The sequence below is a fragment of the Phaeobacter sp. LSS9 genome, assembly GCF_003443595.1.
Classification (GTDB): Bacteria; Pseudomonadota; Alphaproteobacteria; order Rhodobacterales; family Rhodobacteraceae; genus Phaeobacter; species Phaeobacter piscinae.
Window position 1 is genome coordinate 2778405 of record NZ_CP031956.1, and the last position, 26485, is coordinate 2804889.

Genomic DNA, 26485 nt, shown 5'->3' on the forward strand with positions numbered 1-26485 from the left:
GAGTAGTTTTGCCGCCAAGAGATGACGCTGAAGATATCGCGCGAAAGTGGTCGTCCGAAAACCTTGCAGCATCTGTCATCCTGGGCGCATTGCTGCCTTGCGGCCATGCACCAGCAGAGTTGCAGCGTGCGCGCACATGTTCCCGGTCCCCAGAGGACGCCAGCCAGCCCAAAGAGGACATTCACAAATTGAATACCGGACGGGAAGCGAATGTTCGCAGCGGCACGCTAGGTTTTGTCCTCAAAAGCAAAGCGGACATCCAACTAGCTCTTAGGGGCCCTGCCAGGCTCCAACGCAAATTCTTTGATTCGAGGTGCTCCTGTAAGTGAGTCATCCTTAGTTCTGATCAAAACCTGTCGAGTTGGATGATACTCAATGTTGGCAGGTAGCATTGCCTCTGCTACGGGTGGGTGTGTCAGTACGATGGTTTGATAGTTTTTGGCCACCCAATCCGAAACAACCTTCGCCAGTGCCCAAGAATCCTTTTCCAACCCACCCCGCCGATGGAACTTTTCATCGTAGAAACCCAATACGTTGAGACAAAATCGGACGTATCGCGCACCCTTATAATTTGGAAAACGATCCATCTCCTTAATTTCACTCCAAATCATCCTGCGTAACTTCCGCCGCACCATTTTCATGATTTCAGTGTCTTGAACTTCCAACCTCTCAATGGAAGACCAAACTAGATTGTGCTGCACCTCCCACATCCTAAACTCTTTAGTATTAACGTCCGAGGCGTAGAAGACAGCGCTATGGAGAAGTTTGGCAATTTTTGATGAAAGCTCGTTTCCGAAAGAGTATTGGTCATTCCTCCTGAAAAAAACACGTTCCCCGGCCTTGTCGAATGCCTCAATGAGTTCGTTCAAGAAATCTTTAGCTTCGCGCGCGTGCCAGTATGGATTGTGTGAGTCGTACGTGTTTTCGTACCTTTTCTGATTTCCAATTTGTTCGAATGCTCTCTCCGTAGTTTCTAGGATATGTCTGATCCCGCTCGTGTTCGGCTTCCGATGCGTGCTCGAAGTAAGGCCACGGATGTATTCGATGGCCAAGCCGAAGTAGACCCTCCAAGTCTCGGTGTCCCAATCACGGGCATGGGGGTAGTCCAAGTCCAGCGGAGACTCTATTCCGCCTTCATATGCCTCCACTTTGTGCCAATTGCGGAAGATTGATCGAGTTATCGGTTTCACTTCTCCCGTGTAGCCCTGTCCCAACCATTCGTTCTCGACAAACAGCGCCGAGCCTGGCTTTGATAGGAGCGAAATCACTATTCTGCGAATAACAAGGTGCGCCGGAGCGTCAGATCTCTCCTGTCGAACCATTTCCTCAACCAGATGGGCGGGAAATGTTGGTATTTCCTCCGCGACCACATCGCAAAATCGAGTATTTGACAGCAGAAGCAGTAGATCGTTCGCATAGCATTCCACATCTGTTAGCTCCGGTTGTTCGCCGCCCTTGAAGCGCGAACGTTTTCGATCTGGGCTGTTGGCGATCAACCTTGGAAACTCGCCCATTAGTTCGCGGGCTAAGACGAGCAGCTCTTCTCGGCTTCCGTTGGTGATGTAAATAAAAGTTTGTTGAAAGAACTTTGGTGCAGTATATCGAGTAAATCGCGGCGGCCGGATGAAAGAAATTTTCATCCAATAGAGAACCAGAATGGTAATAATCGTCGCTATTAAGAAATTCACCGTATTTGGATTGACAAATGAAGGGAATTTAATTCCATAAATCACAAAGGCTTCAATGGTGAAAGTCGCCATTGCTGAGATGAGCAGTGTGACAAAGAAAATTCCACGAAATGGAAGTAATGCGGTCGCCTGCCGAAATTGAAACTTAGGTCCTGAGAGAGTGAAGACGGCGACAGAAAATGTAATAATCCCAAGGAATCCACTAGTATCTAGTACGGGGACGTACTCCTCACTAGGAACCAAATAAAGGCCCGTGGTCCACCACTCGCTTAGACGCGACCACCATTCTCTTAACTCGTCCAAAAATACCTCCTGCGCAACCCAGCCTTAATCGTCATCCCATTTTCTGGGCAGCTTAGCGATGTTCGGGTTGCGTTTCCATGAGGTAAGCAGGGGCTGTATACTGAACTTTGCAAAGGTCGCTTCCTGCGCTCCGCGGCCCCCGGTGCAACCCGCAGCATCCCGTGAAGCAGCTCGGCCCTGCCGAGCGTCCGCTGCCGGGAAATTGACCATGAAATTTCGCACAAGCAGCATCTTTGGCGCGGCACCACTTATCTACGACCGCTTCGGGCTGGGAGTGGACATACGTTTTGCACCGGTTGAATGTCCGCTGTGGGCCGTCAATCCCTTGGGGTTCGCTGGCCGTTCCGACTTTGTAAATGGTGCTTTCCTGCGCTTCGCTGCCATTGATGCTGAACGCAGACAGGTTCAGGATTACTTGAAGCGATACCGCGCGGCTGCCTTGCTTAGGCGTTCGGGCAGGGGAGTGGGGTGTTCTTCAGATAGTAGTTTCAGTGTTTCGATATGGCGATCCAGAAAACCTTGGAATTCGGCTGGCCGGACCTCTGACGCTGCTGCACGGGACACCAGCAGACCAAGGATTTGCCGGTCCAGCATCCGCATGTGTTCGGAACGGTTGGTCTCTATCACCTCACTTGGCAGCACGCCGGAACAATTCTCATGCAAATCATTGGCGATGACGCTGGTGACGTCGTGCCAGAGGTCATGCGTGGGCCATCGGGCGCGGTTGCTGTCACCGGAGGGCGTGGTGTAGCGGATCTTTTCGCAGAACTCGGTGTAGGCGTCGCCGACCATATCGCGTAGGTCTTGCCATGACCGCATTTCCCAGCGGTTGCGGAGTTGCTTGGCCCCCATACGTAATTCGAACCGCCAGACTTGGCTGGCTAGCCGGTCGGACAGATCCAAGGGAGTGCGGTTCAATTGGGCGCGAGCGTCGTTCCAGATGGTGAGCCAGCCCAGCTTGCCCTTTTGCATGACCTCTTGGCGCTTGTCGTAGATCGCCAATTGCCGGTTGGCGACGGCCCCGGCGCGCAGGCCGGTGACGCGTGCGCCTGTGGCATGGGTTTCGGTTTCATCAATGCCGGTGTGTTCCTGCACGCGGGTGCCGGGTGGCACCACCAGCGCCTCGCGGTCGGGTTCAAACCATGGGGCGAGAAAGTCGATGGCATAATCCACGCGGGTCACGCGCAAGAGGTGCTCGGCATAGCGGATGCCAAACGCATCCATGCAATCCCGAAAGTGTTTCTCTGCGGCGTCCAGCCCGCCAGTCGCCAGCAGGAAGGCCCGGAAATCCACAGTGATGCCGGGATTGTTCGCAGGGCGGTTTTCCGGGTCGAGGAAGTACCATTCGGCTCCGTATTCGCCAGTGTGGGCAGAAAAGGCAGACCCGCCTGTGCGGCGCACTGAGAGGGCCACAGGACCGAACTCTAACAGGGTCTCGGCATTGGTCTGGATTGCCAGTGCTTTGGCTTCTGCAAGCGCGGTGCGCAGCTCTGCCGGAATATCAGTTTCAACGGTGAATTTAAGCCCATCAAAGCCTGAATGCAGGATATCCGCTTCCATTTGCGCTGGCCTTCGCTTTCGTATTCGTGGAGGGGGGTGTTACAAGACCCCCCCTCCCGCGCGGCCCATTTTGCCGCCGTGTCTGTCGAGATGTTGTGAAAAGGGGCGGGGGTCTTTGACCCCCTTTCTGCCTCCGGCGGGGCAGCATGTGTTTTGGGGCCGGGCATGGCCCGGCGCTGGATCATTTGGCAGATATTTGACGGCCAATCCAGATTTCGGCGCGTTCCGCGCACTTGGCAAGATTGAGAAGGTCGGAATGGTGGAAACTGCCGGTATTATGCCACTCGCCCGTATCGGTCTTATAGCTGCGCGACAGGTCGACGGAATAGAATCCGTCATTCTGCCAGACGGTGGCCGTGATGAGGCCGATTTTGAATTTCTGTGCAGGCTGATTTGCCATGGTGGTTTGTCCTGTATCTGAATGAAGAAAGGGCGCGAGACTGTTTCGCCCGCGCCCTGCTGGAAGCCATCCGGCCCCAAAATCCCGCGCGGCGCTGCCAACCCCAACGCGGGCAAAACTCATGCGGCGCTGTAGCTGCTGGTGCTGCCGTGGCGACGACCGTTGGCCCATTCCAAGAGGTCGCTACGGCGGTAGCGCACAGACCGGCCCGATTTGTAGAACTTGGGGCCATAGCCGGTGACGCGCCATTTCTGGATGGTGCGGACACTCTGACACAAGAAGTCTGCGGTGGTTTTCTCGTCAATAAAGCCGTTCAAGTAGTCTTGAGCGGCGGCGTTGGCATCGGGGGTCGTTTCAGGGTTGAGCATCATTTTGTTCCGTTGTTGGATTTGATGCTCCAGTCTTCGCTCAACTGATTTCCTCTAAATACTCCTATAAAACCGCAAGGAATTTATAGTTTGGAGGACTTCCTTAAGGTGTTGAAAGAATGTGAAAAATGCTTCTGCATAGTTTTGTCTGAGATTTCCTCAGCTGGCACGCTGAGGTTCGGAGCATTCTGTTTCAGCCATGCTCGGACCTTCGGATAGTGGGATTGTTGGGAGGCGAGGACGTCGATTTCCCCGGCCTCTTGAAGGGCTGCGAATGCCGCCTTGATAGCGGGTCCAACTGTGGGGCGGCCAGCCGCTGGCGGGGTGGTATGATCCTCATTGCCTACGTTGAGAACGGTGTCGCGTAGCTGTCGCGAGACAACACGGATTTCAATAAGCTCAAGCCCTTGAGACGACAGGTCGGCCTTGTCCCATTGAATACGACCGTTCCAATAGGATGCTGGGATCTCGACGGGCTGGCTGTCCATTTTGCGGGGTGGCTCGAACCCATACCCAAACAGATTGCCCTGTTTCAGATGATACAAGATGAACGTGCGCATTCGATCATCCCATTCGGCCCGCGCGGACAGGATCTTTTGCGGTCCTTCCAGAATTTCTTGTAAGGCACTCGGGCCGTATCGCCCCTCTGCTTTCAAGTTGTCTACGGATGCTGCCATCGCGTCGATGGCAGATACTTTATGCAGGCGCTGGTGTTCTTCCTTGTCGGCTTTGGGGGCGAAGGAATAGGGCGCTCGGTTCAGGCGAACGCCGCGTTGCTAAAGTGCCAGAATGGGCGTGGTCATGATGGTCTCTTATGTCTTTGTTCAAATGTCTGTCAGAGCGTTTCGGCAATAGGATACATAGGCAATTGGTCTTGGTGCGCGGCCTCATTCATCCTACGTAATGTAACGTAACGCGTGAAGCACACGGCAGGGTGGAAAAATATCCGCTACGTATACGTAACGTACCACCACGACGTAACCTATGGATCGGGCGCAGGCTCCGCGCTGTAGGTATCGTTACGTATCGCTAGACGGCCCGCAACCTCGGACGTCCAATATCCCCGACCAGAGACCCCAAGCGCGCGGCGTTTTCTTCTGCGGCCTGTCGGACCGGATCATCCGCCAGATGCGCATAGCGCATGGTTGTCTGGATCTGGGTATGGCCCAGCAACCGCCCGACCATCTGGATCGGCATTCCGGCAGAGACCGCATTGGATGCGTATGTATGGCGCAGGTCGTGAATGCGAACCCCGACAAGCTCTGCCCGGTCACGAATGCGCCGCCATGGGTGTTGCAGGTCAGTGGCGTATTGTCCGGGTAGCTTTCCTTCGATCACGTAAGGATTGCCGGGGCTGCGCGGCAGGCGGGCCAACACATCCCGCGCCGGTTGGGGCAGGGGGATGCGTCGCGCCCCGGTCTTGCTGTCGGGGAGTTCCATGCCGTTTGCAGTGATGTAGTCCCATTTCAGGGTCTGGATTTCTCCCAACCGGCAGCCGGTCAGGATCAGCAGCCGGAATGCGGCGACCATCTGCGGCGTTTCGCTGCCTTCGCGTTCCACCTCGGTCAGAACCTGCCCCAGCCGTTGCAATTCCTGCTGGCTGAGAAAGCGCTCCCGCTTCACCTCGCGATATTTCGGGACGTGTCGGCATGGATTAGAGCCATCCGGGCGGAGGCCCCAGATTTCCGCCAGATTGAACATCTTTGACAAAACCCCCAGCGTCCGGTTCGCCTGATATGGCTTATCACGGAATTTGTGGTGCAACTCGGCAATATCCCGGCGCTCTACATCAACCACTTTGAAACTGCCGATGGCCGGAACAATGAAAAGATCAATGGCGCGTCGGTATTCCTTCTGGGTGGAGGGCTTGCAGCGTTCCTTGGCGTGGGCCTCAAAGAAGCGCTCACAGAGCGCAGCGACGGTAGGAGCCTTGCGGTGCTGCGAGAGTTCCTCGGCTGGGTTCTCACCCTTGGCGACCTGCCCCATGATCTCCTTGGCCAGCTTACGGGCTTCATCCACGGTGATCTTGCCGTGCCGTCCAACCGAGACACGCCGGGTTCTGCCGCCCTTGCGATATTGCGCCTGATAAGTCTTTGCACCGGACGGCATGACCCGGACGCCAAAGCCCGCAATCTGGCTGTCCCAGAGGAAGTAATCCTTCGCCTCCGGCATCAGGGCCTCAACGGTTCGCTTGGTCAGTTTGGGCATGTCCGGTCTCCTCTCTGCTCCGCTTCCGTGGAAGCACTGTGGAAGCAAGTGAACGCATATATTGGCGTAAGAGGTAGAAGCCGGTGAAGTTTGGCGTCAATGAAAAATGAGCGATACCAATAAGATAGGGTAGGTGGGCGCAAATCTGGGCAGAGGGTGCGAGACCCCTAAGCGCTCTCATAACCTGAAGGTCGTAGGTTCAAATCCTACTCCCGCAACCAATAATACCAAAACATAACACATACTTACAGCCGCCTCCGGGCGGCTTCCTGCGTTTGGGACAAGCCCGCTGAAAGCACAAGGATGTAAACAGAGCCAAGAGAGGTCCTATGCTGCACCAACACCAACCCGCAGCGCGTCCAGCAAACCGCCTGCATCTGCTTCACTCATGACGAGCGGCGGGGACAGAATCACGTTTGCACCCGAAACCCGGATCAATGCACCGGCTTCGTAGCAGGCCTCCTGAACGGCCAGAGCCCGGCGCCCGTCAAGCGGCGCCCGTGTCTGGCGATCACTCACCAGTTCGAGGGCTGTCATCAGCCCATAGCCGCCCCGAACATCGCCGATGACATCAAAACGGTCCTTCAGGGCCAGACACCCCTCGTACAGCTGGGTGCCGCGAGCCGCTGCTGTTGCGGTCACATTCAGGCGCTGCATCTCTGCCAGACAGGCGAGCGCGGCCGCCGCACCGACGGGATGGCCGGAATAGGTATAGCCATGGCCAATCTTGGCGTCGGGGTTCTCCTCAAAGACCTCAATCATCCGGTCACCCATCATGACCGCGCCAAACGGGAAATAGCCGTTTGTGATCGCTTTTGCGGTACACATCATATCGGGCTGGATGCCCCAGAGCCGGGCCCCCGACCAGGCCCCTGTGCGTCCATAAGCCGTGATCACTTCGTCGGTGATCAGCAGGATGCCGTTGCGATTGCAGATCTCCTGGACCATTGGCGCAAATGACGGATGGGGCGGGATCACACCGCCCGCCCCGAGGATCGGCTCCATGATCATCGCGGCAATCGTATTGGCGCCCTGGAAGGCGATCTCATCCTCCAACGCGGCGGCGCAAAGCTGGGCCAGACGCTCCGGGTCGCTTTCGTTGAAGGGGTTGCGATAGGTATAGGGGGCCGGGATATGAAAACAGCCGGGAAGCAGCGGTTCGTAAGCATTCCGGAAGTTGGCGTTTCCGTTTACCGAGGCGCCGCCGATATGGGTGCCATGATAGCCTTTCTTGAGGCTGAGGAACTTGGTTCGGCCGCTGTCGCCACGCAGTTTGTGATATTGTCGCGCCAGCCTCAGCGCGGTCTCCACGGAATCCGAGCCGCCGGAGGTGAAGAAGGCTCGGCTCAGGCCATCTGGAGCGAAGAACCGGCTGAGTTCATAGGACAGCTCAATCGCCGCATCATTCGATGTTCCGCGAAAGGTAGAGTAATACGGCAGCTTCTCCAGCTGTGCAGCCATCGCGTCCTTAACCGGCTGGCAGGAATAGCCGAGGTTCACATTCCATAGGCCGCCAACCCCGTCAATGACCCGATGCCCGTCAATGTCCGTGATGGACACGCCCTCGGCACTGGTGATGATCTTGGGCGGCTGCGCGACACTGTCCTGCGGTGAGGTCATCGGATGCCACATCAGGCGGCCGTTGTGTTCCTTGAGGAAGTTTGACTCTGTCATGATGTGGAATCCGTTTCATAGTGCCGACTGGACTCACTGGCCCAGGCGGATGTCACATTTGCGGGGAGCTGCCCCCCCCAGTTTCGGGTGATGTCGCGGCTCGCTTTGATCAGTTCTGTTTTGATCAACTGCTCTTGCTCGGGGGACACACGTGTGGCGACGCTGGCCACCGAAACGGCGCCCGCAAACAGGCCGGTCTGATCGTAGAGCGGCGCAGAGAGACTGTGGATTTCCGCCTCAAAGCTGCGGTCCGAACAGCCAAAGCCGGTAGCGCGCGCGTCGGTGATCAGATCGCTCAACGCCTCCGCTGTGGTGGCTGTATGCGGGGTGAACCTGTCCATCTGGGAGAGTGCGGCTTCCAGCATCGCGTCAGGGCCAAAAGCCAGCGCGCAAAGGCCTGATGCCGTCGCGTGGAGTGGAAATGTTGTGATGTCGATGATCGCCCGTGTGCCGTGACGAGGCGATTCGCAGGACGCAAGCGCGTAGAGTGTGCTGCCCGACACCACCGAGACATGCGCCGTCTCGCCAGTCACGTCGGCGAGCTGCGACAATGGCAATTGCGCCCCAAGCTTGCGCGGGACAGTAGCCTCCCGCACCTGCGCCAACTGTAGGACAGCGGGGCCCAGCCGATAGTGTTTTGTCGTTGGGTTCTGCTCGATAAATCCAGCTGTCTCAAGGGCTTGGAGATGGCGATATGTGGTTGCCTTGTCGCGCCCGGCAATCCTGCACAGCTGCGATAGGCCGATTTCCGGGCGGTCGGCCGAGAAGTGCGACAGAAGTGCCAGCGTTTTGGTTGCAGAGGACATGTCGTCGGTCACCGTTCCTGTGGAGTCAGAAATAATTTGACACATGATAGATAGCAAGGCAACCTTTTTTACGAAACACTGGTTTGATATACGAACCAGTCAAAGGGAGGGGAAACATGTCGAAATTCAAAAAATCTATTACCGCGCTTGCCTTGGCCGTCGCTGCTGCTGCCGGTGCGGTTCATGCCGAATACCCGGAAAAACCCGTAGAATTTGTGGTGCCATGGCCGCCCGGCGATCTGGAGGACGTTCTGACCCGCATGATTGCTGAGGATTTCTCGGCGGCCTATGATGTGCCAACTGCTGTAGTGAACAAACCCGGCGGTGGCGGCGGGCCATTCCCTGGCGCGGTTGCGGTGGCAGAGGCGCCTGCAGATGGCTACACCATCGGCTCCTTTATTATCGCGATCCCGGTGGTTGGCCCGCAGATCGGCATTCCGCAACTGAGCCCGGATCCATTTGTCCCATTGGGCAATTTTCTGACCTATCCGTTTGTGATCGCTGCCAGCGCTGATGCGCCCTATGATGACATCGCCGGGCTGGCGGCTCATGCGGCGGAGAACGATGTGGTTTTGGGTCATTTCGGTGCGCCCTTGGTCCCAACTCAGGTGACATTGGGTTTGGCCAAGGAGATGGGGTTTTCCTACGCCTCGGATGCGGCGTTTGACGCGCTGGATTGCAACACATTGGCCTCTGGCGATGTGGATGTGATCAACACCACGCTGCAATTGATCCTGCCGTGCCTCGATGATGTGAAGGTGCTCGCCTCCATTGGTTCAGAGCGAATCCCGTTGATCGCCGGGGCGCCAACCGTCGCAGAGCTGGCGCCGGATCTGAACGTCTCTCTTTGGAATGGGCTGTTTGTTCACAAGGAAACGCCGCAGGACGTGCGCGACAAGATTATTGCTGTCGCCCAGAAAACCGTGATGTCCGATCGGGCTCAGGCGCTTGCTGCAGAAACGGGCGCGGCGGTTTACTGGCAGCCCGCGGCAGACGTGGTCACGCAGATCCAGACCGACACCGAGACCATGGCCCGGATTGAGAAAATGCTCTCCGAATAAGCACGACCGGGGACGCCGGGCGGTGCCACCGCCCGGTCATGGCCATTCACGACGGGGGGACAGATGTCGCGGGTCAAAACGCTTCAAGCCTTATTCAAACGCTATCGCAGACCGGGCGATATCGTGTTTGCCTGGATTATCCTCATTGTGGCGCTGCTGCTGCTGGCGCAGCTTTACGAACAGACCGCGTGGCGCAATGGCGGGCCGCTGTTTGCCCAGCCCCGATTCTGGCCGGCGGTTTCCCTAACAGGCATGGCAGGGTTTGCGGCGTTTCACCTGCTTGGTTCCGTTCTGTCTGAGCGTATCCATGGCCGCTGGCAGGAGGTCTGGCTTTGGCTGTCCTCACTGGAATATGCCGGTTGGTTTATCGCCTATGCGGCCGCCGTGCCCTATGCGGGCTACCTTCCGGCCACGGTCCTTTTCGCAGTCGCTTTGGCTCTGCGGGCCGGCTACCGGCGACCAGCAGCGCTTGCCAGTGCGGCAGCTTCTGCAGGGGTGATCGTGCTGCTGTTCAAAACCTTGCTGAAGGTGAACCTGCCCGCTGGCCGTGTTTATGAGGTGCTGCCGGACGGGTTGCGCCAAATCATGCTGACCTATTTTTGAACGGAACACTCGATGGAAAACCTCCTCGCCGGAGCCGAGATGCTTGCACGCTGGGACGTGCTCGTTGCGCTGTTGGTCGGATCAATCGGCGGCGTCGTGATCGGCGCGATCCCGGGGGTTGGCCCGGCGGTCGCCATCGCAATCCTCCTGCCCGCGACCTTTGCTTTCGACCCGATCGTGGGGTTAACGATGCTGCTGGGGATTTACGGCTCCTCGATGTATGGCGGCGCCATTCCGGCTGTCCTGATCAATACACCGGGCACAGCGGTCAATGCGCTCACCTCCTACGATGGCCACCCGATGACACAGAAAGGCGACGCCCACCGTGCGCTTTCGCTGGCCTATAGCGCGTCTTTCTGGGGCGGAATATTTGGCATTGGTTGCCTGATCCTGTTGTCGCCGGTTTTGGCGCTGGTGGCTCCGATGTTTGGGTCCAGAGAGATTTTTCTGGCGGCACTTCTTGGGGTTATTCTGGTGATCCTCGCCCACCGCGGTCAGATATTCGCAGCCGGTGTTTTGGCCATGTTTGGTATCTTTCTGCAAACCATCGGCCTGGATGCGGTGACCTATACCCAGCGCTACACTTTTGGTCTGACCTTTCTCAGCTCCGGCGTGAATCTGATTGTTGTCGTGCTTGGCCTCTTTGCGCTCAGTCAGGCGTTTTTTCTGCTTACGACACCGGACAACAGTCCGGATGCCAAACCGGTGTCCGGACGCATGAGTGCAGGCATACGTGAATTGATGCGTCACAAGCGGGTTGCCACGGTCGCCTCCGGCTGCGGTGTGATCTTGGGCATGATCCCCGGCACTGGTGAGTTTACGGCCCAGTTCATGAGCTACACCTACGCGCAGAAAACCTCCAAGACGCCGGATCTGTTTGGCAAAGGCTCTCCCGAAGGGCTGATCGCTTCAGAGGCTGCAAACAACGCCGTCCCGGCTGCGGCCATGATCCCGCTGCTGGCGCTTGGTATTCCGGGCGAGGCTCTGACCGCCATGATGCTGTCAGTGTTCTATGTTCACAATGTCATCCCCGGCCCACAGCTATTTCAGAACAATATCGATCTGGTCTATGGCCTCTATCTGGCGCTGATCCTGCTGAATGTGATCGTGGTGGCCTTTCTGATGGTGTCCACCAACCTGCTGACCCGGATCATCCGGATCCCGACCCGGTTTCTGGGGGTGCTGATCCTTTTGTTGTCCTTTGTCGGGGTCTACTCGCTGCGGAACTCCCTTACGGACTGTATGATTGCTGCGGGGTTTGGCGTGTTCGGCCTGATCCTCAAGCGCCTGAACCTGCCGATTGTGCCGATCATTCTGGGCATGGTTCTGGGCGGCATCATGGAGGTCAAACTGCGTTCTGCCCTGCCCAGACTCAAAACACCGTTTGATATGATTGACCGGCCGATTTCCTTCATTCTTTTCGCGCTGATCGTCTTGGTTCTGGCGCTGCATATCCGCGCATTGATGCGGGAATGGCAGCTGCATCAACCGGATGAAGACCATGATTTGCACGATAGCCAGACAAGGTAACCCCAATGGACCAAACCAAAATTGATACCCTGCGTGCGCAGCCTGTGCCGTGTTTTTCACATCTGATTGACGGGCAGCAGGTTGCCGCCTCCGATGGTGCGACGATGGAGGTGCTTTCGCCCATCGACGGGCAGGTGTTGACCCGGATTGCGCGGGGAACAGCAACGGATATGGAACGTGCCATCACCTCCGCTCGCGCCGCCTTTGAGGACCGCCGCTGGGCCGGCCAACCCCCGGCTGCGCGCAAGAAGGTGCTGATGAAATGGGCGGACCTGATTGAGGCGGACGCGCTGAACCTTGCGGTTCTGGGTGTGCGGGATAATGGCACCGAGATCAGCATGGCGCTGAAGGCCGAACCGGGATCCGCCGCCGCGACCATTCGCTACTATGCCGAAGCGCTGGACAAGATCTATGGCGAAATCGCTCCAACCGCCGGGGACATCCTTGGGATGATCCACAAGGAACCGGTCGGCGTTGTCGGCGCGATCATTCCCTGGAATTTCCCGATGATGATCGGCGCATGGAAGCTGGCGCCAGCATTGGCCATGGGGAACTCTGTGGTTCTGAAGCCGTCTGAGATGGCGTCACTCTCGCTGATGCGTATGGCGGAACTGGCATTGGAGGCCGGGCTGCCGCCGGGTGTTTTGAACGCGGTCACCGGGGAAGGCGCGGTGGTGGGCGAAGCGCTTGGGCTCTCCATGGATGTTGACGTTTTGGTCTTCACCGGATCAGGGCAAACCGGGCGCCGTCTGATGGACTATGCCGCGCGCTCCAATCTGAAACGTGTGTATCTGGAGCTGGGGGGTAAATCCCCCAATATCGTCTTTGCCGACGCGCCAGATCTGACAGAGGCGGCGCAAGTCACCGCTGCGGGTATTTTCCGCAACGCCGGTCAGGTCTGCGTGGCGGGATCGCGGCTCCTGGTGGAGGCCTCGATTCATGACGCCTTTGTCGAAGAGGTGGTGAAGGCAGCACAGGCGATGCGGGTCGGCGACCCGCTCCGGCTCGACACGCAGATCGGCGCGATCAATTCCGAAGCACAGCTGGCCAGAAACCTGCAATGTGTCGCCAAAGCAGAAGCGGAGGGAGGACAGATCGTCACCGGGGGGCAGCGTTTGCTGTCGGAAACCGGTGGCTCTTACATGGCGCCTACAATTGTCACCGGCGTGACGCCTGATGCAACTCTGGCACAGGAGGAGGTCTTCGGCCCGGTGCTTGCCGTCACGCCGTTTGAGACTGACGCCGAAGCCCTGCGGATTGCCAATGCCACGGTCTACGGCCTCGCGGGCGCGGTCTGGACCTCCGGGCTGAGCCGGGCCCATCGCATGGTGCGGGGCGTGAGAACGGGCGTCATGCACGTCAACACCTATGGCGGAGCAGACGGCACGGTGCCTCTTGGCGGGGTCGGGCAATCCGGCAATGGCGCAGATAAATCGCTCCATGCCATCGACAAATACATCAATCTGAAAACCGCATGGATGAAGCTTTAAAGGGGGGTGTCATGACTAATAAAACCATTCTGGTGATCGGCACCTATGATACCAAAGACGATGAGTTGAGCTTCCTCGCGGGGGTTATTCGTGACCAGGGCGGCCAGGTGCTGACCATGGATGTCTCGGTGCTGGGCGATCCTGCGACCCCGACCGATTATTCAAAACATGATGTGGCAACGGCTGGTGACAGTTCTATCCAGACCGCTATCGACAGTGGTGACGAAAACACCGCGATGCAGATCATGGCGCGCGGGGCGAGCGAGCTGGCGGCACGGCTGCACAGCGCCGCCGCCTTTGATGGCGTGATTGTTCTGGGCGGGACAATGGGCACCGATCTGGCACTTGATGTCTGTTCCGCATTGCCGCTTGGCGTGCCGAAGTACATCGTCTCAACGGTTGCTTTCTCGCCGCTGATCCCAGCCGAGCGATTGGCCCCTGACACCCAGATGATCTTATGGGCGGGAGGGCTATATGGTCTTAACTCGGTGTGCAGGGCCTCGCTTAGCCAGGCCGCTGGGGCGGTTCTCGGCGCGGCGCGGGCAGTGCAGATGCCGGACCCGGATAAACCGCTGATCGGGATTATGTCCCTCGGTACCTCGGCGCTGAAATATGTCATCCCGCTGAAACCGGCGCTGGAGGCGCGGGGTTTTGAGGTCGCTGTATTTCACGCCACAGGCATGGGGGGGCGGGCGTTTGAAAGCCTCGCAAAACAGCGCGCCTTTGCCTGTGTTTTTGATTTTTGTACGCAGGAACTTGGGAATCAGATCCACGGATCAGCTATCTCCGCCGGGGCGGACCGGCTGACCAATGCGGGTCTCGCAGGGATCCCGCAGATCGTCGCACCTGGCTGTTACGATCTCGTGGATGTGGTCGGCTGGCAACCGGTTGCGGAGCAATGGGCCGACCATCCGACCCATGCACATAATCGCCTGCTGACCTCGGTTGTACTCAACACGCAGGAGCGGCGGCAGGTCGCGCAGGCCCACGCGACGCAGCTGGCGACAGCCACCGGTCCCGTCGCAGTGATACTACCTGAACGCGGGCTGGGCGAATGGGATCGGGACGGCGCGGACCTCCATGACAGCGCCGGGCTGGCGCGCTTCCTGGCGGAGCTTGAGGCAAGATTGCCCGCCCATGTCGCCGCACATCGCATCGACAGCCACATCAACGATGCCGCCTTCGCTGACAAGGTGTTGGACATTTTCGACAGCTGGTGCGCCGAAGGCATCATTTCGCCGGAACGGCGAATTGGTGGATCCCCACATTGACACAGGCGATTTTTTACTTAACTTGATAAGTAATACATCACCAATAACCCGCAGGATCCGTGATGCCGCATTTCCAGATCGAATATTCTGCCAACCTTGAAGAGGCGCTGGACATGACGGCACTCTGCGAGGCGCTCCGTGCCGAAGCGGCGCAGATTGACACCTTTCCCACCGCCGGGATCCGCGTTCGCGCCGTTCGGGTGGACCATGTGGCGATGGCGGATGGCAACCCCGCACACGGGTTCATTGACCTGTCCATCCGTCTGCGCGCAGGGCGCAGCCTTGCGGTCAAGAAAGACGCCACCGCGCGCATATTTGCGGTGCTTTGCGATTTTGCCCGCAGCGCGATGGAGAGCCGCCCCATCGCCCTCTCCGCGGAGATGCGTGACGTCGACGCGGAGCTTTCACCCAAATTCGGAAACATCCGCGACCATCTGGAGGATAAGGCATGAGCCAGCTCGACAGCAATATCGGCAAATTGGACGGCTATCTTGCGCGGTTCCGCGACACGGGGATCCGGAACCGGATCGCGGGTACGGATGTGGCCGGAGGGGCTGGCGTGTTTCAGACCATATCCCCGGTCGACAAAAGCGTGATCTGTGATGTGGCGCATGGAACGGCGGCTGACATCGACGCGGCCGCTCAGGCGGCGCAGCAGGCCTTCGCGGAATGGCGGGATTTGCCTGCGGTCCAGCGCAAGAAAATACTGATCCGCATTGCCGAGGGTATTGAGGCGCGCGCGGAGGAAATTGCACTCTGCGAGTGCTGGGACACCGGGCAAGCCTATAAATTCATGTCCAAGGCCGCTCTGCGCGGTGCCGAGAATTTTCGCTATTTTGCCGATCAGGTGGTGCAGGCCCGGGACGGGCAACACCTGCAATCCCCGACGCTGATGAATGTGACCACCCGTGTCCCCATCGGCCCGGTTGGGGTGATCACGCCATGGAACACGCCATTTATGCTCTCTACGTGGAAGATTGCGCCAGCGTTGGCAGCAGGCTGCACGGTTGTTCACAAACCCGCCGAAGCCTCGCCCCTGACGGCCCGCCTGCTTGTTGAAATCGCTGAGGAGGCCGGCCTGCCCCCCGGCGTGCTGAACACGGTCAACGGGTTTGGCGATGAGGCAGGCAAGGCGCTTTGTGAACATCCAGCCATCAGGGCCATCGCCTTTGTGGGTGAGTCGCGCACCGGCAGTCTGATTACCAAACAGGGCGCCGACACGCTGAAGCGCAACCACCTCGAACTGGGCGGCAAAAACCCTGTCATCGTTTTTGAGGATGCAGATCTTGAGCGCGCGCTGGATGCGGTGATTTTCATGATCTACTCGATCAACGGGGAACGCTGCACTTCATCGTCGCGGTTGCTGATACAGGACAGCATCAGGGACGATTTTGAGGCCCGGCTGATCGCGCGCGTCAACAACATCAAGGTTGGCCACCCGCTGGACCCCACGACAGAAATCGGCCCGCTTGTCAGCGAAGAGCATTTCAACAAGGTCACCAGTTATTTTGACATCGCGGCGCAAGACGGCGCAACAATTGCGTCCGGCGGCGAACCCCTTGGCGACGAGGGGTATTTCATCAGGCCCACCCTGTTTACGGATGCGCGCAATGACATGCGTATCGCCCAAGAGGAGATCTTCGGCCCGGTGCTGACATCCATCCCGTTTACCACCGAAGAGGAAGCGCTGGCACTGGCCAATGACACGGCTTACGGGCTGACCGGTTATCTCTGGACCAATGACCTGACCCGGGCCTTACGGTTCACCGACAGGCTGGACGCGGGCATGATCTGGGTAAACTCTGAAAATGTGCGCCACCTGCCGACTCCGTTTGGCGGCGTTAAGGCGTCCGGTATTGGTCGCGACGGCGGCGATTGGTCGTTTGAATTCTACATGGAGCAAAAACACATCGGTTTCGCCACCGGCTCCCACAAGATAACGAAGTTAGGAGCGCTCTGATGCCAGTCCCAGCCCCAAATCTCTATCCCGACTTCAACACCATCCGGCTCAGCCATGTTTGCCTGAACGTCAAGGATCTGGCCGCGTCTCAAAAATTCTATACCGAAATCCTTGGCCTGCAGGTCAGCGATGCGGATGAAAACCGTATCTATCTGCGCGCGATGGAGGAACGCGGCCACCATTGCGTGATCCTGCAACAATCGGACCAGCCGGGCACGGTTGAGGTGATGGGCTTCAAGACCTTTGATGAGGAAGATCTGGATCGCGCCGATGCCTATTTCCGCAAGAAGGGACGGCCAACCGAATGGGTGCAACGCCCGTATCAGGGGCGCACACTGCTGACCTCGGATAACATGGGTATCCCGCTGGAATTCTATCACAAAATGGACCGGCTGGCGCCGATCCACCAGCAATACCAGCTCTATCGCGGAGTGAAGCCGCTGCGGATCGACCATTTCAACTGCTTCAGCCAGGACGTAGATGCCTCGGTCGCCTTTTACAGTGATTTCGGCTTCCGTGTGACAGAATACACCGAAGACGAGGAGAGCAAGAAACTCTGGGCGGCCTGGCTGCATCGCAAAGGTGGCGTGCATGATATGGCCTTTACCAACGGTACCGGTCCGCGCATGCATCACGTTGCCTTCTGGGTGCCAAACCCACTCAATATCATTGATCTGCTCGATCTGATGGCGACCACCGGCTATGTCGACAATATCGAACGAGGCCCGGGGCGACACGGCATTTCCAACGCCTTTTTCCTCTATATCCTCGATCCCGATGGCCACCGGATTGAGATCTACTGTTCCGATTATCAGACTGTCGATCCCGACCTTGAGCCGATCAAATGGGATCTGAAGGATCCGCAGCGCCAGACGCTCTGGGGGGCGCCGGCCCCGGAAAGCTGGTTCAAGCATGGCAGCCGTTTTGTTGGCGTCACGCCAAGGGAGCCGGAGTTGCAAGCCAGCCCGATCATCGCACCATGAAGTTTGCAAGTTACAGCGCGGATGGGCAGAATTTCTACGGAGCCGTAACCGATGACGGGATGATCGCGCTCAGCCCCCGTTTTCCGGCGTGGCCAACGCTGCTGGATGTGATCCGGGAGGGCGGTCTCGATCAACTTGCCGTCGCAGCGACGGACCAACCTGTCACCCATACAGATGTGCAGTTCGACATGGTGCTGCCCAATGCGCGGCGTATTCTCTGTGTCGGGGTGAATTTCCCGGACCGCAACGCCGAATACAAAGACGGCAGCGCGCAGCCGAAATACATGTCGCTGTTCCCCCGGTTTGCCAGCGGTTTCACCGGTCACAACCGCCCTCTTATCCGCCCGCCCGAGAGCCATATGCTCGATTACGAAGGCGAGGTTGCGATCATCATTGGCAAAGGAGGGCGGCGCATCGCGCAGGCCGACGCCTATGACCACATTGCGGCGTTGACCATCTGTAACGAGGGCACCATCCGCGATTGGGTGCGGCACGCAAAATTCAACGTCACCCAGGGCAAGAACTGGGATAACTCCGGTGCCATCGGCCCCTGGCTTGTGCCTTTCAATGATCCTGCGCAGTTGGACACCGCACGGATCATTACGCGTGTGAACGGGGATATCCGACAGGACGATGTCCTATCGCGGATGATGCACCCGATCCGGCGGGAGATCGAATATATCTCCACCTTTATGACGCTGGAGCCGGGCGATGTCATCGTGACCGGCACGCCAACAGGGTCCGGTGCGCGGCTTGATCCGCCTCAGTACCTGAAGCCCGGCGATGTGGTTGAGGTAGAAGTCACAGGGATTGGTACTCTCAGAAACACGATTGAGGACGAACAGCCATGACACCGCAGGACCACGCGCAGGCCGCTGCGGATTTATTGCAGGCGGAGAAGACCGGCCAGCAGATCGGATTGCTCAGCCTGCGGCACCCGGAGATGGGCATGGACGATGCCTATGCGATCCAGTCAGCGATCCATCAGGCCAAGCTGGCCCAGGGGCGCCGGGTCATCGGGTGGAAAATCGGGCTCACGTCGAAGGCGATGCAATATGCCCTGAATATCGACATTCCAGATAGCGGTATCCTCTTCGATGATATGCTGTTTGCCGATGGTGGGCGTATCCCCAAAGGCCGTTTTATCCAGCCGCGGATCGAAGCGGAAATCGCCTTTGTCATGAAAACTGCGATTGGCGGCAGCAGTGTCACGCGCACCGACGTTCTGACCGCCACTGATTATGTTACGCCCGCCCTCGAAATTCTCGACACCCGCATCGCGCGCCAGGACCATGCCACCGGCCAAAGCCGGAATGTCTTTGACACCATTAGCGACAACGCCGCCAATGCAGGTGTTGTGCTGGGCGCTCAGCGCCACTCGGTTGATGCCTTTGATCTACGTTGGGTCGGGGCGATCACCAGCCGGAACGGACAGGTTGAGGAAACCGGCCTCGGGGCGGGTGTTCTCAACGATCCGGTCGAAAGCGTGGTCTGGCTGGCCCGCCGCATGGCGCAATATGGTCAACGCATTGAGCCGGGTCAGATCGTCCTGTCGGGCAGCTTTATCCGCCCTGTCGAATGTCCGTCTGGCACAAAGATCGCTGCGGATTTCGGCCCCTTCGGCACAGTAGAGATCGGTTTTGCGTAATAACAGATGACGGCCGAAGGCGATCTGCTGTCTCAGTCCAATTTTCCCGAGGAGCCCCTAGCCTGCGATGCTCGGCCGGGGCGCAGGTCACGGCGCCTCTGTTGGAACGCCCCCAAGGATGGGTTTGTTGTTCTTCAGATGGCGCGCCACCAGCTGGCGTTGCTGTCTGCCGCTGGGGATCGGGCAGGCTGAGCGGGCTGTGGTGTGCGGGGCAAGCAGCTCAGGAAACAGCAGGGTGATTTCCTCATAGGCCTCCGGGGGCAGCGCCTTCAGCGCCTCGGCGCCGGTGAACAGACTTTCGGTCGGGGCGCCTTCGGCGAAAATCACTTCGTGCTGATCGCACAGCAGGTGGAAATACTCGACCGCCTTGTCGTTCGGCTCAACAAAAATACCGGGAAGCTCTGTCAGGCGCACCGCAGCCACCAGCACCTCGGGGGCAACAAACATCCGCTCCGAGATTTTCGACGACACCAGCATCCGGTGCTGGCGCGACACCCGAAGATCGCGCTCCGGCAGCCCATGACCCAGGGCACCCGCGGTGATTCTGACCGGCCTCAGCTTGGGGTTGTCGGCCACGTCAGCGGCGGAGAGCTTGCGGCTCATCACCATGCGCAAGGGGCGATAGCTGCCGTCTGCGACCCGAACCCGATCGCCGGCAACAAGGGCCTCAACCGCGATTTGGCCACGATCCGTTTCGATCAGCGTGCCGCGCGCAAAACAGGTGATGTCGGCATAATTCCAGCCCGAGGTATGGTTCTGATAGCTGCCCAGCGTCGCGCCGACGGTAAATTCAGAATCCGGCCCGGGCACGAAATACCAACTGCCACCGGTGTTGAAGAAATAGAAGGTCTCGACATGTCCGGTGCCGCCGGTGTCGGTGAAGGAGACATTGATCGCATAAGGCGTCCCCGTAGACCCGTTGAAGGCACCGCCGTTGATGCTGATGCTTTCATTGCCGTCGCCAGTTCCCTGATAGGCCGCGTCGTCATCGTCCAAAGTGGCGGTGTAGGAGGTGTTGTACTGGGCGTTATAGCCAGTCCCGCTCCACCTGAAGGCTGTGACTGTATACTGTGGCATCGCGCTACCCTCGCGATCCGGTATCGGCGGAGACACCGCCCGACAGAGACTGATCTGACAGCGGTTGGTCCGACAGCGATTGGAACAGCTGGCGCAGACCGGCTGGGGTCAATTTATACTGGATTGCATCAGCTCCCAGGTCAGCCTCAACCGGCTGACGTTCCGCCGGATCAACCGCAACCCCGTTGCTGGATTTCAGTGCGGCGCAAAATGCTGCGTTCTTGCTCATCGCCATAAACCTCGGCTCACTCTTCAGGCAGGACTCTCTACCACTTTAGGGCAGTGTGCCGTTTCTCCAAACATATTATCCATTTGCACCGCCATCCGGGTGCCGACTGTCGCTCGGATGGCAGCTGACCTAGGGGAATTTAACCGGGGTTCTTCATGGCGACAATGGGGGCGTATGCCTCCGCGCGGGATTGTTGCACCCCGGTCTGTTGCGCGCCGGTCGGTTAAACCCCGGTCTGGTGCCGGTCGTTCATATTGCGCAGACACAAACCCAGGGGCTGTGTCTTGTGTCAGGATCAGCGCAGCGGCAGATGGCCCAGATGATCCTCGCCACGCTGCCGCGCCAGTTTCATCTGTTTCTGGCGTTCACGGAACCGGGCCTTGTCCGCCTCTGAGGTTTCATTGATGCAGAGATGGCAGGATACGCCCTGTTCAAAGGCGGGGTTGGCCTTGTCCTCAGGCAGAATGGGACGGCGGCAGCCGTTGCACAGCTCATGCGGGCCTTCCTGCAATCCGTGGCCAACAGACACCCGGCTGTCAAAGACGAAACATTCGCCATTCCAGCTGCTGTCCTCTTTCGGCATTTCCTCAAGGTAGCGCAGGATGCCACCTTTCAGGTGATAGACGTCCTCAACACCCTGCCCAATAAGGAAGTTGGTGGATTTCTCACAGCGGATGCCGCCGGTGCAGAACATCGCCACGCGTTTGTTGTGAAACCGGTCCTTGTTCTCTTCCCACCAGGCGGGGAACTCGCGAAAACTCTCGGTCTTCGGATCGATGGCGCCCTCAAAGGTGCCGATGGCAACCTCGTAGTCATTGCGGGTGTCGATCACCACCACATCGTCGGAGCGGATCAGATCATTCCAGTCTTCCGGCTCCACATAGTTGCCGACACGGGCGCGCGGATCAATGTCCGGCTGGCCCATGGTCACGATCTCTTTTTTCAGCCGCACCTTCATCTTGCCAAAGGCGGGCTTATCGCTGCTGGCTTCTTTCCAGTCCAGATCGCTGCATCCCGGCAGCGCCCTGATATGCGCCAGCACCGCATCAATCCCGGCCCGCGGACCGGCGATGGTGCCATTGATCCCCTCCTGCGCCAGCAGCAGAGAGCCTTTGACCTGCTGCGCCTCGCACAGCGTCAGCAGCGCCGGTTTGATGGCGGCAGGGTCGTCGAAACGGGTGAAGTGATAGAGCGCAGCAATCGTATACATGGCGCCGCTTTACACCAAGCAGACAAGCCGCTGCAAGGTCACGGGCCGCGACATCGGCGCAGCTTTGTTGACGGGTGGGTGTGCGACGCGTACCCCTGTCACCAAAGATGCGGAGACCCTTATGACCAAAGCTTTGATCGTGATTGATGTGCAGATGGATTTTTGCCCGGGCGGCGCTCTCGCGGTGCCGGAGGGGGATCAGGTCGTGGCCCCGATCAATGCAATGATGGCGCAATATGATGCGGTTCTGATGACCCAGGATTGGCATCCCGGCGACCACAGCTCCTTTGCCTCGCAGCATCGCGATGCCGCCGCCTATGATATGGTCGAGATGCCCTATGGCCCGCAGGTTCTGTGGCCGGATCACTGTGTGATCGACAGTGCAGGCGCCCAGTTTCATCCGGATCTGGACCTGCGCGGCGATCTTATCCTGCGCAAAGGCTACCGGCGTGAGATCGACAGTTACTCCGCGTTCTTTGAAAATGACCAGAGCACGGCCACCGGCTTGCACGGCTATCTGCAGGCGCGGGGGTTTTCGGACCTGACGCTGGTTGGGCTGGCGACGGATTTCTGCGTTGCCTTCTCGGCGCTGGATGCCGCCCGGCTGGGATATGATGTGACGGTTGATCTGACGGCCTGCCGGGCGATTGATCTGGAGGGGTCGCTGGCGGCGGCCATCGCGAAGATGCAGGCAGCTGGCGTGCAGCTGCGCGGTGCCCTTGGGTAAGTTGTTAACGAATTGACGATAATAAGAGACTCGTCGTCATCAGGGACCTAGCAAGCAGATGTCGCAGGCCGATGCGCTCAAAAACGGGCCATTAGAAACCTACAATAGGCGATACAGCCAGCGTGGGCTGCTCAACCGGTATGCGGATGGGCGGCGCCATTATTTTATCTATCGCCAGATGACAATGGCGGGGCTGTCGGCGCTGATCGGGCTGCTGACCTTTCCATTGGTTGGTCTGCTGGTCTTTCTCGTCGCCTTTCTGGGGGACATGCTGGACACCCTGTACCTATCCCGGGCCACGCCCATAGGGGAGGATGCGCGCTTTCGGCACGTGCAGGTGATCAGCACGATCACCGCCGCAATTCAGGCCCTGTCGTTGGCGTTTCTGGCCTGGTCCCCATCAATTTTCATGCATTCTGAGGATCACCTGCATCAAGCCCATGCCACGCCGCTTTTCACGGTGGGTATTCTGGTCGGTGCGGCCATCAACGCCACCGTGATCCTACCCTATAATGTGTCTGCCGGCATCACGCGGCTGGCGATCTACGGTCTGACACCCCTGGCCATGATCGCGCTTGAATCCCACGCCGAAACCGGCGGCGGGATGGAGGAGGTGCAGCTGTTCCAGATCGCTGGTCTGGCTGTGCTCAACTTCAGTATCTTCTTCTTCGTCAGCTTTATCACCGGCCGTCATAACCGCAGCCGCAAGAACACGTTGGCAATGGCGCTTCAACATAAGCAGCTGGCCCAGATCAACGCCAAGCTTCAGGCCCAGCAGCGGCAATCCCAGCGGCTTGCTCTGGTGGCGGAAAACGCCAATGACAGCGTGTTTCTCATGGATGAGGAGGGCCGGATCACCTGGGTGAATGAGGCGTTTACCCGGATCACCGGCTATCGCTACGATGAGGCAATCGGCAAAATGCCGGGCGCGTTGCTCAACGGGGATGAAACCGATACGGCGGTGGTCCGGGCGCTGGAGAAAGGGCGTACCACTGGCAAACCCTTCCGGCTGGAGATCTGCAACCGGCGCAAGGATGGCCAGCTCCTGTGGCTGGAGACCAATCAGGTGCCGATGCTGCGCGACGATGGCACGGTGGAAACCATCATTGCCGTTGAACGCGATGTCACAGCTGCCAAACAATATGAACAGCAGCTGAAAGATGCCCGGATCGCCGCCGAGGAAGGTGCACGGGTGAAATCCGAATTCCTCGCCACCATGTCCCACGAAATCCGGACTCCGATGAATGGTGTCATCGGTATGGCGCAGATGCTGGAACGCACCCAGCTGAATGAGGACCAGAAACTCTATGCCGACACCATCCTCGGCTCTGCGCGCACCCTGCTGTCGCTGATCAACGATGTGCTTGACCTGTCGAAGATGGACGCCGGTGAGGTGATCCTCAGCGAGGTGGATTTTGACCTGCCCGCCTGTTTCCAGCAGACCCTGCAGCTGTTTGAACCGCAGGCACAGGAAAAGGGCATCACCCTTGATCTGGATATTGCACCGGATGTGCCGCGGATGATCAACGGCGATGACCGGCGGTTGCGTCAGGTGTTGCTGAACCTGGTCGGCAATGCGGTGAAATTCACCGAATCCGGCGGTATCCGGGTCGCGGTGGCCACCAGCCGCGCTGGCGATCGGCTGCGCCTGCGCTTCTCCGTGACCGATACCGGCATCGGCATTGCCAAGGCAAAGCAGGATCAGATCTTCGAACGGTTCTCTCAGGCGGATGCGGCGATCACCCGGCGGTTCGGCGGCACCGGCCTGGGCCTCACCATCTCGCGCCTGTTGTGCGAGGCGATGGGCGGCGAAATTGATGTCACCTCGGATCCGGGCAAAGGGTCCTGTTTCTCGGTGCATATGCGGATGCAACCTGCCACCGGATCCGGCCTTGTTGAGGTTGCCGACAGCGCCCAGCAGGCGGGGCGATCCCTAGACGGGATGCGCATCCTTGTGGCGGAGGACAACAGGATCAACCGCCTCCTTGTGGAGAAATACCTGCAGGATGAACCTGTCACGCTCGAATTTGCCGTCGACGGGGCAGAGGCGATGGAGAAAACGCCTGATTTTGACCCCGACGTCATCCTGATGGACATGTCGATGCCGGTGATGAACGGGCTGGATGCCACCCGCAATATCCGCGAGATGGACATTCGTCAGCCGGTGATTGCGGCGCTGACCGCCAACGCCTTTGACTCCGACCGCGAGGCCTGTCTGAAGGCGGGTATGGACGATTTCCTCAGCAAACCGATCAATCGCGATGACCTGCTTGCGGTCCTGCGCAAACATTGTCCGGCACAGGGGCGCCGCGCCGCGGTCTGATTTCCTTTGCTCCCGGCTGCGGGCTGTTTTATCAACCATTGAAACACGATGGATGAGGCCGCCTGTGGACATTGCAACCCGCGTCTATAACCACAAGTGGAAGATCGATCCGATCGTGCGATCCCTGATCGATACGGATTTCTACAAACTGCTGATGTGCCAGTCGGTGTTTCGCAATCGGCGCGACACCCATGTACGGTTTTCGCTTATCAACCGTTCCAAACATATCCCGCTGGCGGATCTGATTGACGAGGGTGAGCTGCGTGAACAGCTGGACCACATCCGCTCCCTGTCGCTGTCACGCGGCGAAAGCACCTGGCTGCGCGGCAACACCTTTTACGGCAAACGCCAGATGTTCCGCCCCGACTTCATGGAGTGGTTCGAAGGGCTGCGCCTGCCCCCCTATGAGCTGGAGCGCAAAGGCGACCAATATGAGCTGACGTTTGAGGGCAAATGGCCCGAGGTCATGCTCTGGGAAATCCCGGCGCTCTCGGTGCTGATGGAACTGCGCAGCCGCGCGGTGATCAACAGCATGGGCCGGTTCGAACTGCAGGTGCTCTACGCCCGCGCCATGACCCGTGTCTGGGAAAAAATCGAGCAGCTGCGCGATATAGATGGCCTCAGCATTGCCGATTTTGGCACCCGCCGTCGGCATGGGTTTCTCTGGCAGGATTGGTGCGTGCAGGCCATGATGGAGGGGCTGGGCGACAAATTCACCGGCACCTCCAACTGCCTCATTGCGATGCGCCGCGAGGTGGAGGCCATCGGCACCAATGCCCATGAACTCCCCATGGTCTATTCTGCACTGGCAAAGGATGATGCGGCCCTTGCGCAGGCGCCCTATGACGTGCTGTCCGACTGGCATGATGAACACGAAGGCAATCTGCGCATCATACTGCCCGACACCTATGGCACCCGGGGTTTCCTGGATCGCGCGCCTGATTGGTTGGCGGGGTGGACCGGCATCCGCATCGACAGCGGCGATCCGGCCAGCGGCGCGGAAACCGCCATTCGCTGGTGGCAGGACCGCGGCGAGGATCCGCAGGACAAACGGGTGATCTTCTCCGACGGGCTGGATGTGGCCAAGATCAAGGAACTGCACGCGCAATTCTCAGACCGGACCAAAGTGTCCTTTGGCTGGGGAACGCTGCTCACCAATGATTTCCGCGGGCTGGTGCCGGACGATGCGCTGGCTCCCTTTTCGCTGGTGTGCAAGGCGGTCTCTGCCAATGGCAACCCTACCGTGAAACTCTCCGACAACCCGGAGAAGGCGATGGGGCCGCAAGCGGAAATCGACCGCTACAAACGGGTGTTCGGTGTTGGGGACCAGCAAAGTCAGGCGGTAATTGTCTAGCAATACTTCGCG

Annotated in this window: 24 protein-coding genes; 13 read left to right on the forward strand and 11 right to left on the reverse strand. The window is 58.7% G+C overall.

What is annotated here, in order from left to right:
* Positions 1–263: 263 nt before the first annotated feature.
* The 8 genes from D1820_RS13340 to D1820_RS13375 all read right to left on the reverse strand — a co-directional run bounded on the left by D1820_RS13340 (position 264) and on the right by D1820_RS13375 (position 9007).
* A complete protein-coding gene (locus D1820_RS13340; RefSeq protein WP_118069388.1) occupies positions 264–1991 on the reverse strand; it encodes a hypothetical protein in 1728 nt (575 codons plus the stop codon).
* Between the two features lie 411 nt (positions 1992–2402).
* The gene (locus D1820_RS13345; RefSeq protein WP_118069389.1) at positions 2403–3551 is read right to left on the reverse strand and encodes a hypothetical protein; all 1149 of its coding nucleotides are present in this window, start codon (positions 3549–3551) and stop codon (positions 2403–2405) included.
* 181 nt (positions 3552–3732) lie between these two features.
* Positions 3733–3951, reverse strand: coding sequence for a hypothetical protein (locus D1820_RS13350; protein ID WP_118069390.1), 219 nt, complete (start codon positions 3949–3951; stop codon positions 3733–3735).
* A 119-nt stretch (positions 3952–4070) separates the two neighbouring features.
* On the reverse strand, positions 4071–4319 hold the full coding sequence (locus tag D1820_RS13355; RefSeq protein ID WP_118070206.1) for an AlpA family transcriptional regulator: 249 nt from the start codon (positions 4317–4319) through the stop codon (positions 4071–4073).
* An 83-nt stretch (positions 4320–4402) separates the two neighbouring features.
* Positions 4403–4879, reverse strand: a complete 477-nt coding sequence (locus D1820_RS13360) for a hypothetical protein (RefSeq protein WP_162894099.1) — start codon at positions 4877–4879, stop codon at positions 4403–4405.
* Between the two features lie 469 nt (positions 4880–5348).
* Complete coding sequence (locus D1820_RS13365) at positions 5349–6527, reverse strand: site-specific integrase (RefSeq protein ID WP_118069392.1); 1179 nt, start codon at positions 6525–6527, stop codon at positions 5349–5351.
* A 327-nt stretch (positions 6528–6854) separates the two neighbouring features.
* Positions 6855–8201: an aminotransferase class III-fold pyridoxal phosphate-dependent enzyme gene (locus D1820_RS13370; RefSeq protein WP_118069393.1), complete on the reverse strand. Its 1347-nt coding sequence runs from the start codon at positions 8199–8201 to the stop codon at positions 6855–6857.
* Entirely contained in the window at positions 8198–9007 is an 810-nt protein-coding gene (locus tag D1820_RS13375) for an IclR family transcriptional regulator (protein WP_118069394.1), read from the reverse strand. Before D1820_RS13375 ends, D1820_RS13370 begins: the two co-directional genes overlap by 4 nt.
* Before the next feature lie 116 nt (positions 9008–9123).
* On the opposite strand from D1820_RS13375, the gene D1820_RS13380 reads away from it, so the two are divergent.
* The 10 genes from D1820_RS13380 (at position 9124) to hpaH (ending at position 19553) form a co-directional block, all read left to right on the forward strand.
* Positions 9124–10068: a tripartite tricarboxylate transporter substrate-binding protein gene (locus D1820_RS13380; protein WP_118069395.1), complete on the forward strand. Its 945-nt coding sequence runs from the start codon at positions 9124–9126 to the stop codon at positions 10066–10068.
* A 63-nt stretch (positions 10069–10131) separates the two neighbouring features.
* Entirely contained in the window at positions 10132–10671 is a 540-nt protein-coding gene (locus D1820_RS13385) for a tripartite tricarboxylate transporter TctB family protein (RefSeq protein ID WP_118069396.1), read from the forward strand.
* A gap of 12 nt (positions 10672–10683) precedes the next feature.
* Positions 10684–12201 carry a tripartite tricarboxylate transporter permease gene (locus D1820_RS13390; protein WP_118069397.1) on the forward strand — a complete coding sequence of 506 codons (1518 nt, stop codon included), beginning with the start codon at positions 10684–10686 and terminating at the stop codon, positions 12199–12201.
* A 5-nt stretch (positions 12202–12206) separates the two neighbouring features.
* Positions 12207–13691, forward strand: coding sequence for an aldehyde dehydrogenase (locus D1820_RS13395; RefSeq protein WP_118069398.1), 1485 nt, complete (start codon positions 12207–12209; stop codon positions 13689–13691).
* Positions 13692–13702: 11 nt separating this feature from the next.
* Positions 13703–14962: a Tm-1-like ATP-binding domain-containing protein gene (locus D1820_RS13400; protein WP_118069399.1), complete on the forward strand. Its 1260-nt coding sequence runs from the start codon at positions 13703–13705 to the stop codon at positions 14960–14962.
* A 62-nt stretch (positions 14963–15024) separates the two neighbouring features.
* The gene (locus tag D1820_RS13405) at positions 15025–15414 is read left to right on the forward strand and encodes a 5-carboxymethyl-2-hydroxymuconate Delta-isomerase (RefSeq protein ID WP_118069400.1); all 390 of its coding nucleotides are present in this window, start codon (positions 15025–15027) and stop codon (positions 15412–15414) included.
* A complete protein-coding gene (hpaE, locus tag D1820_RS13410; protein ID WP_118069401.1) occupies positions 15411–16922 on the forward strand; it encodes a 5-carboxymethyl-2-hydroxymuconate semialdehyde dehydrogenase in 1512 nt (503 codons plus the stop codon). The genes D1820_RS13405 and hpaE overlap by 4 nt, the downstream gene beginning before the upstream one ends.
* Positions 16922–17905: a 3,4-dihydroxyphenylacetate 2,3-dioxygenase gene (gene hpaD, locus D1820_RS13415; RefSeq protein WP_040171727.1), complete on the forward strand. Its 984-nt coding sequence runs from the start codon at positions 16922–16924 to the stop codon at positions 17903–17905. Before hpaE ends, hpaD begins: the two co-directional genes overlap by 1 nt.
* Positions 17902–18756, forward strand: a complete 855-nt coding sequence (locus D1820_RS13420) for a fumarylacetoacetate hydrolase family protein (RefSeq protein WP_118069402.1) — start codon at positions 17902–17904, stop codon at positions 18754–18756. The genes hpaD and D1820_RS13420 overlap by 4 nt, the downstream gene beginning before the upstream one ends.
* Positions 18753–19553, forward strand: coding sequence for a 2-oxo-hept-4-ene-1,7-dioate hydratase (hpaH, locus tag D1820_RS13425; protein WP_118069403.1), 801 nt, complete (start codon positions 18753–18755; stop codon positions 19551–19553). The genes D1820_RS13420 and hpaH overlap by 4 nt, the downstream gene beginning before the upstream one ends.
* 87 nt (positions 19554–19640) lie before the next feature.
* Here hpaH and D1820_RS13430 read toward each other — a convergent pair whose 3' ends face one another.
* The 3 genes from D1820_RS13430 to D1820_RS13440 all read right to left on the reverse strand — a co-directional run bounded on the left by D1820_RS13430 (position 19641) and on the right by D1820_RS13440 (position 22069).
* The gene (locus D1820_RS13430) at positions 19641–20630 is read right to left on the reverse strand and encodes a Hint domain-containing protein (protein ID WP_118069404.1); all 990 of its coding nucleotides are present in this window, start codon (positions 20628–20630) and stop codon (positions 19641–19643) included.
* A 4-nt stretch (positions 20631–20634) separates the two neighbouring features.
* A complete protein-coding gene (locus D1820_RS13435; RefSeq protein ID WP_118070208.1) occupies positions 20635–20859 on the reverse strand; it encodes a hypothetical protein in 225 nt (74 codons plus the stop codon).
* Positions 20860–21154: 295 nt separating this feature from the next.
* Positions 21155–22069 carry a rhodanese-related sulfurtransferase gene (locus D1820_RS13440; RefSeq protein WP_040171720.1) on the reverse strand — a complete coding sequence of 305 codons (915 nt, stop codon included), beginning with the start codon at positions 22067–22069 and terminating at the stop codon, positions 21155–21157.
* Between the two features lie 121 nt (positions 22070–22190).
* On the opposite strand from D1820_RS13440, the gene pncA reads away from it, so the two are divergent.
* The 3 genes from pncA (at position 22191) to pncB (ending at position 26473) form a co-directional block, all read left to right on the forward strand.
* Positions 22191–22796, forward strand: a complete 606-nt coding sequence (gene pncA, locus D1820_RS13445) for a bifunctional nicotinamidase/pyrazinamidase (RefSeq protein WP_118070210.1) — start codon at positions 22191–22193, stop codon at positions 22794–22796.
* A 58-nt stretch (positions 22797–22854) separates the two neighbouring features.
* The gene (locus D1820_RS13450) at positions 22855–25119 is read left to right on the forward strand and encodes an ATP-binding protein (protein WP_118069405.1); all 2265 of its coding nucleotides are present in this window, start codon (positions 22855–22857) and stop codon (positions 25117–25119) included.
* 64 nt (positions 25120–25183) lie between these two features.
* Positions 25184–26473, forward strand: coding sequence for a nicotinate phosphoribosyltransferase (gene pncB, locus D1820_RS13455; protein WP_096790189.1), 1290 nt, complete (start codon positions 25184–25186; stop codon positions 26471–26473).
* Positions 26474–26485 lie beyond the last annotated feature (12 nt).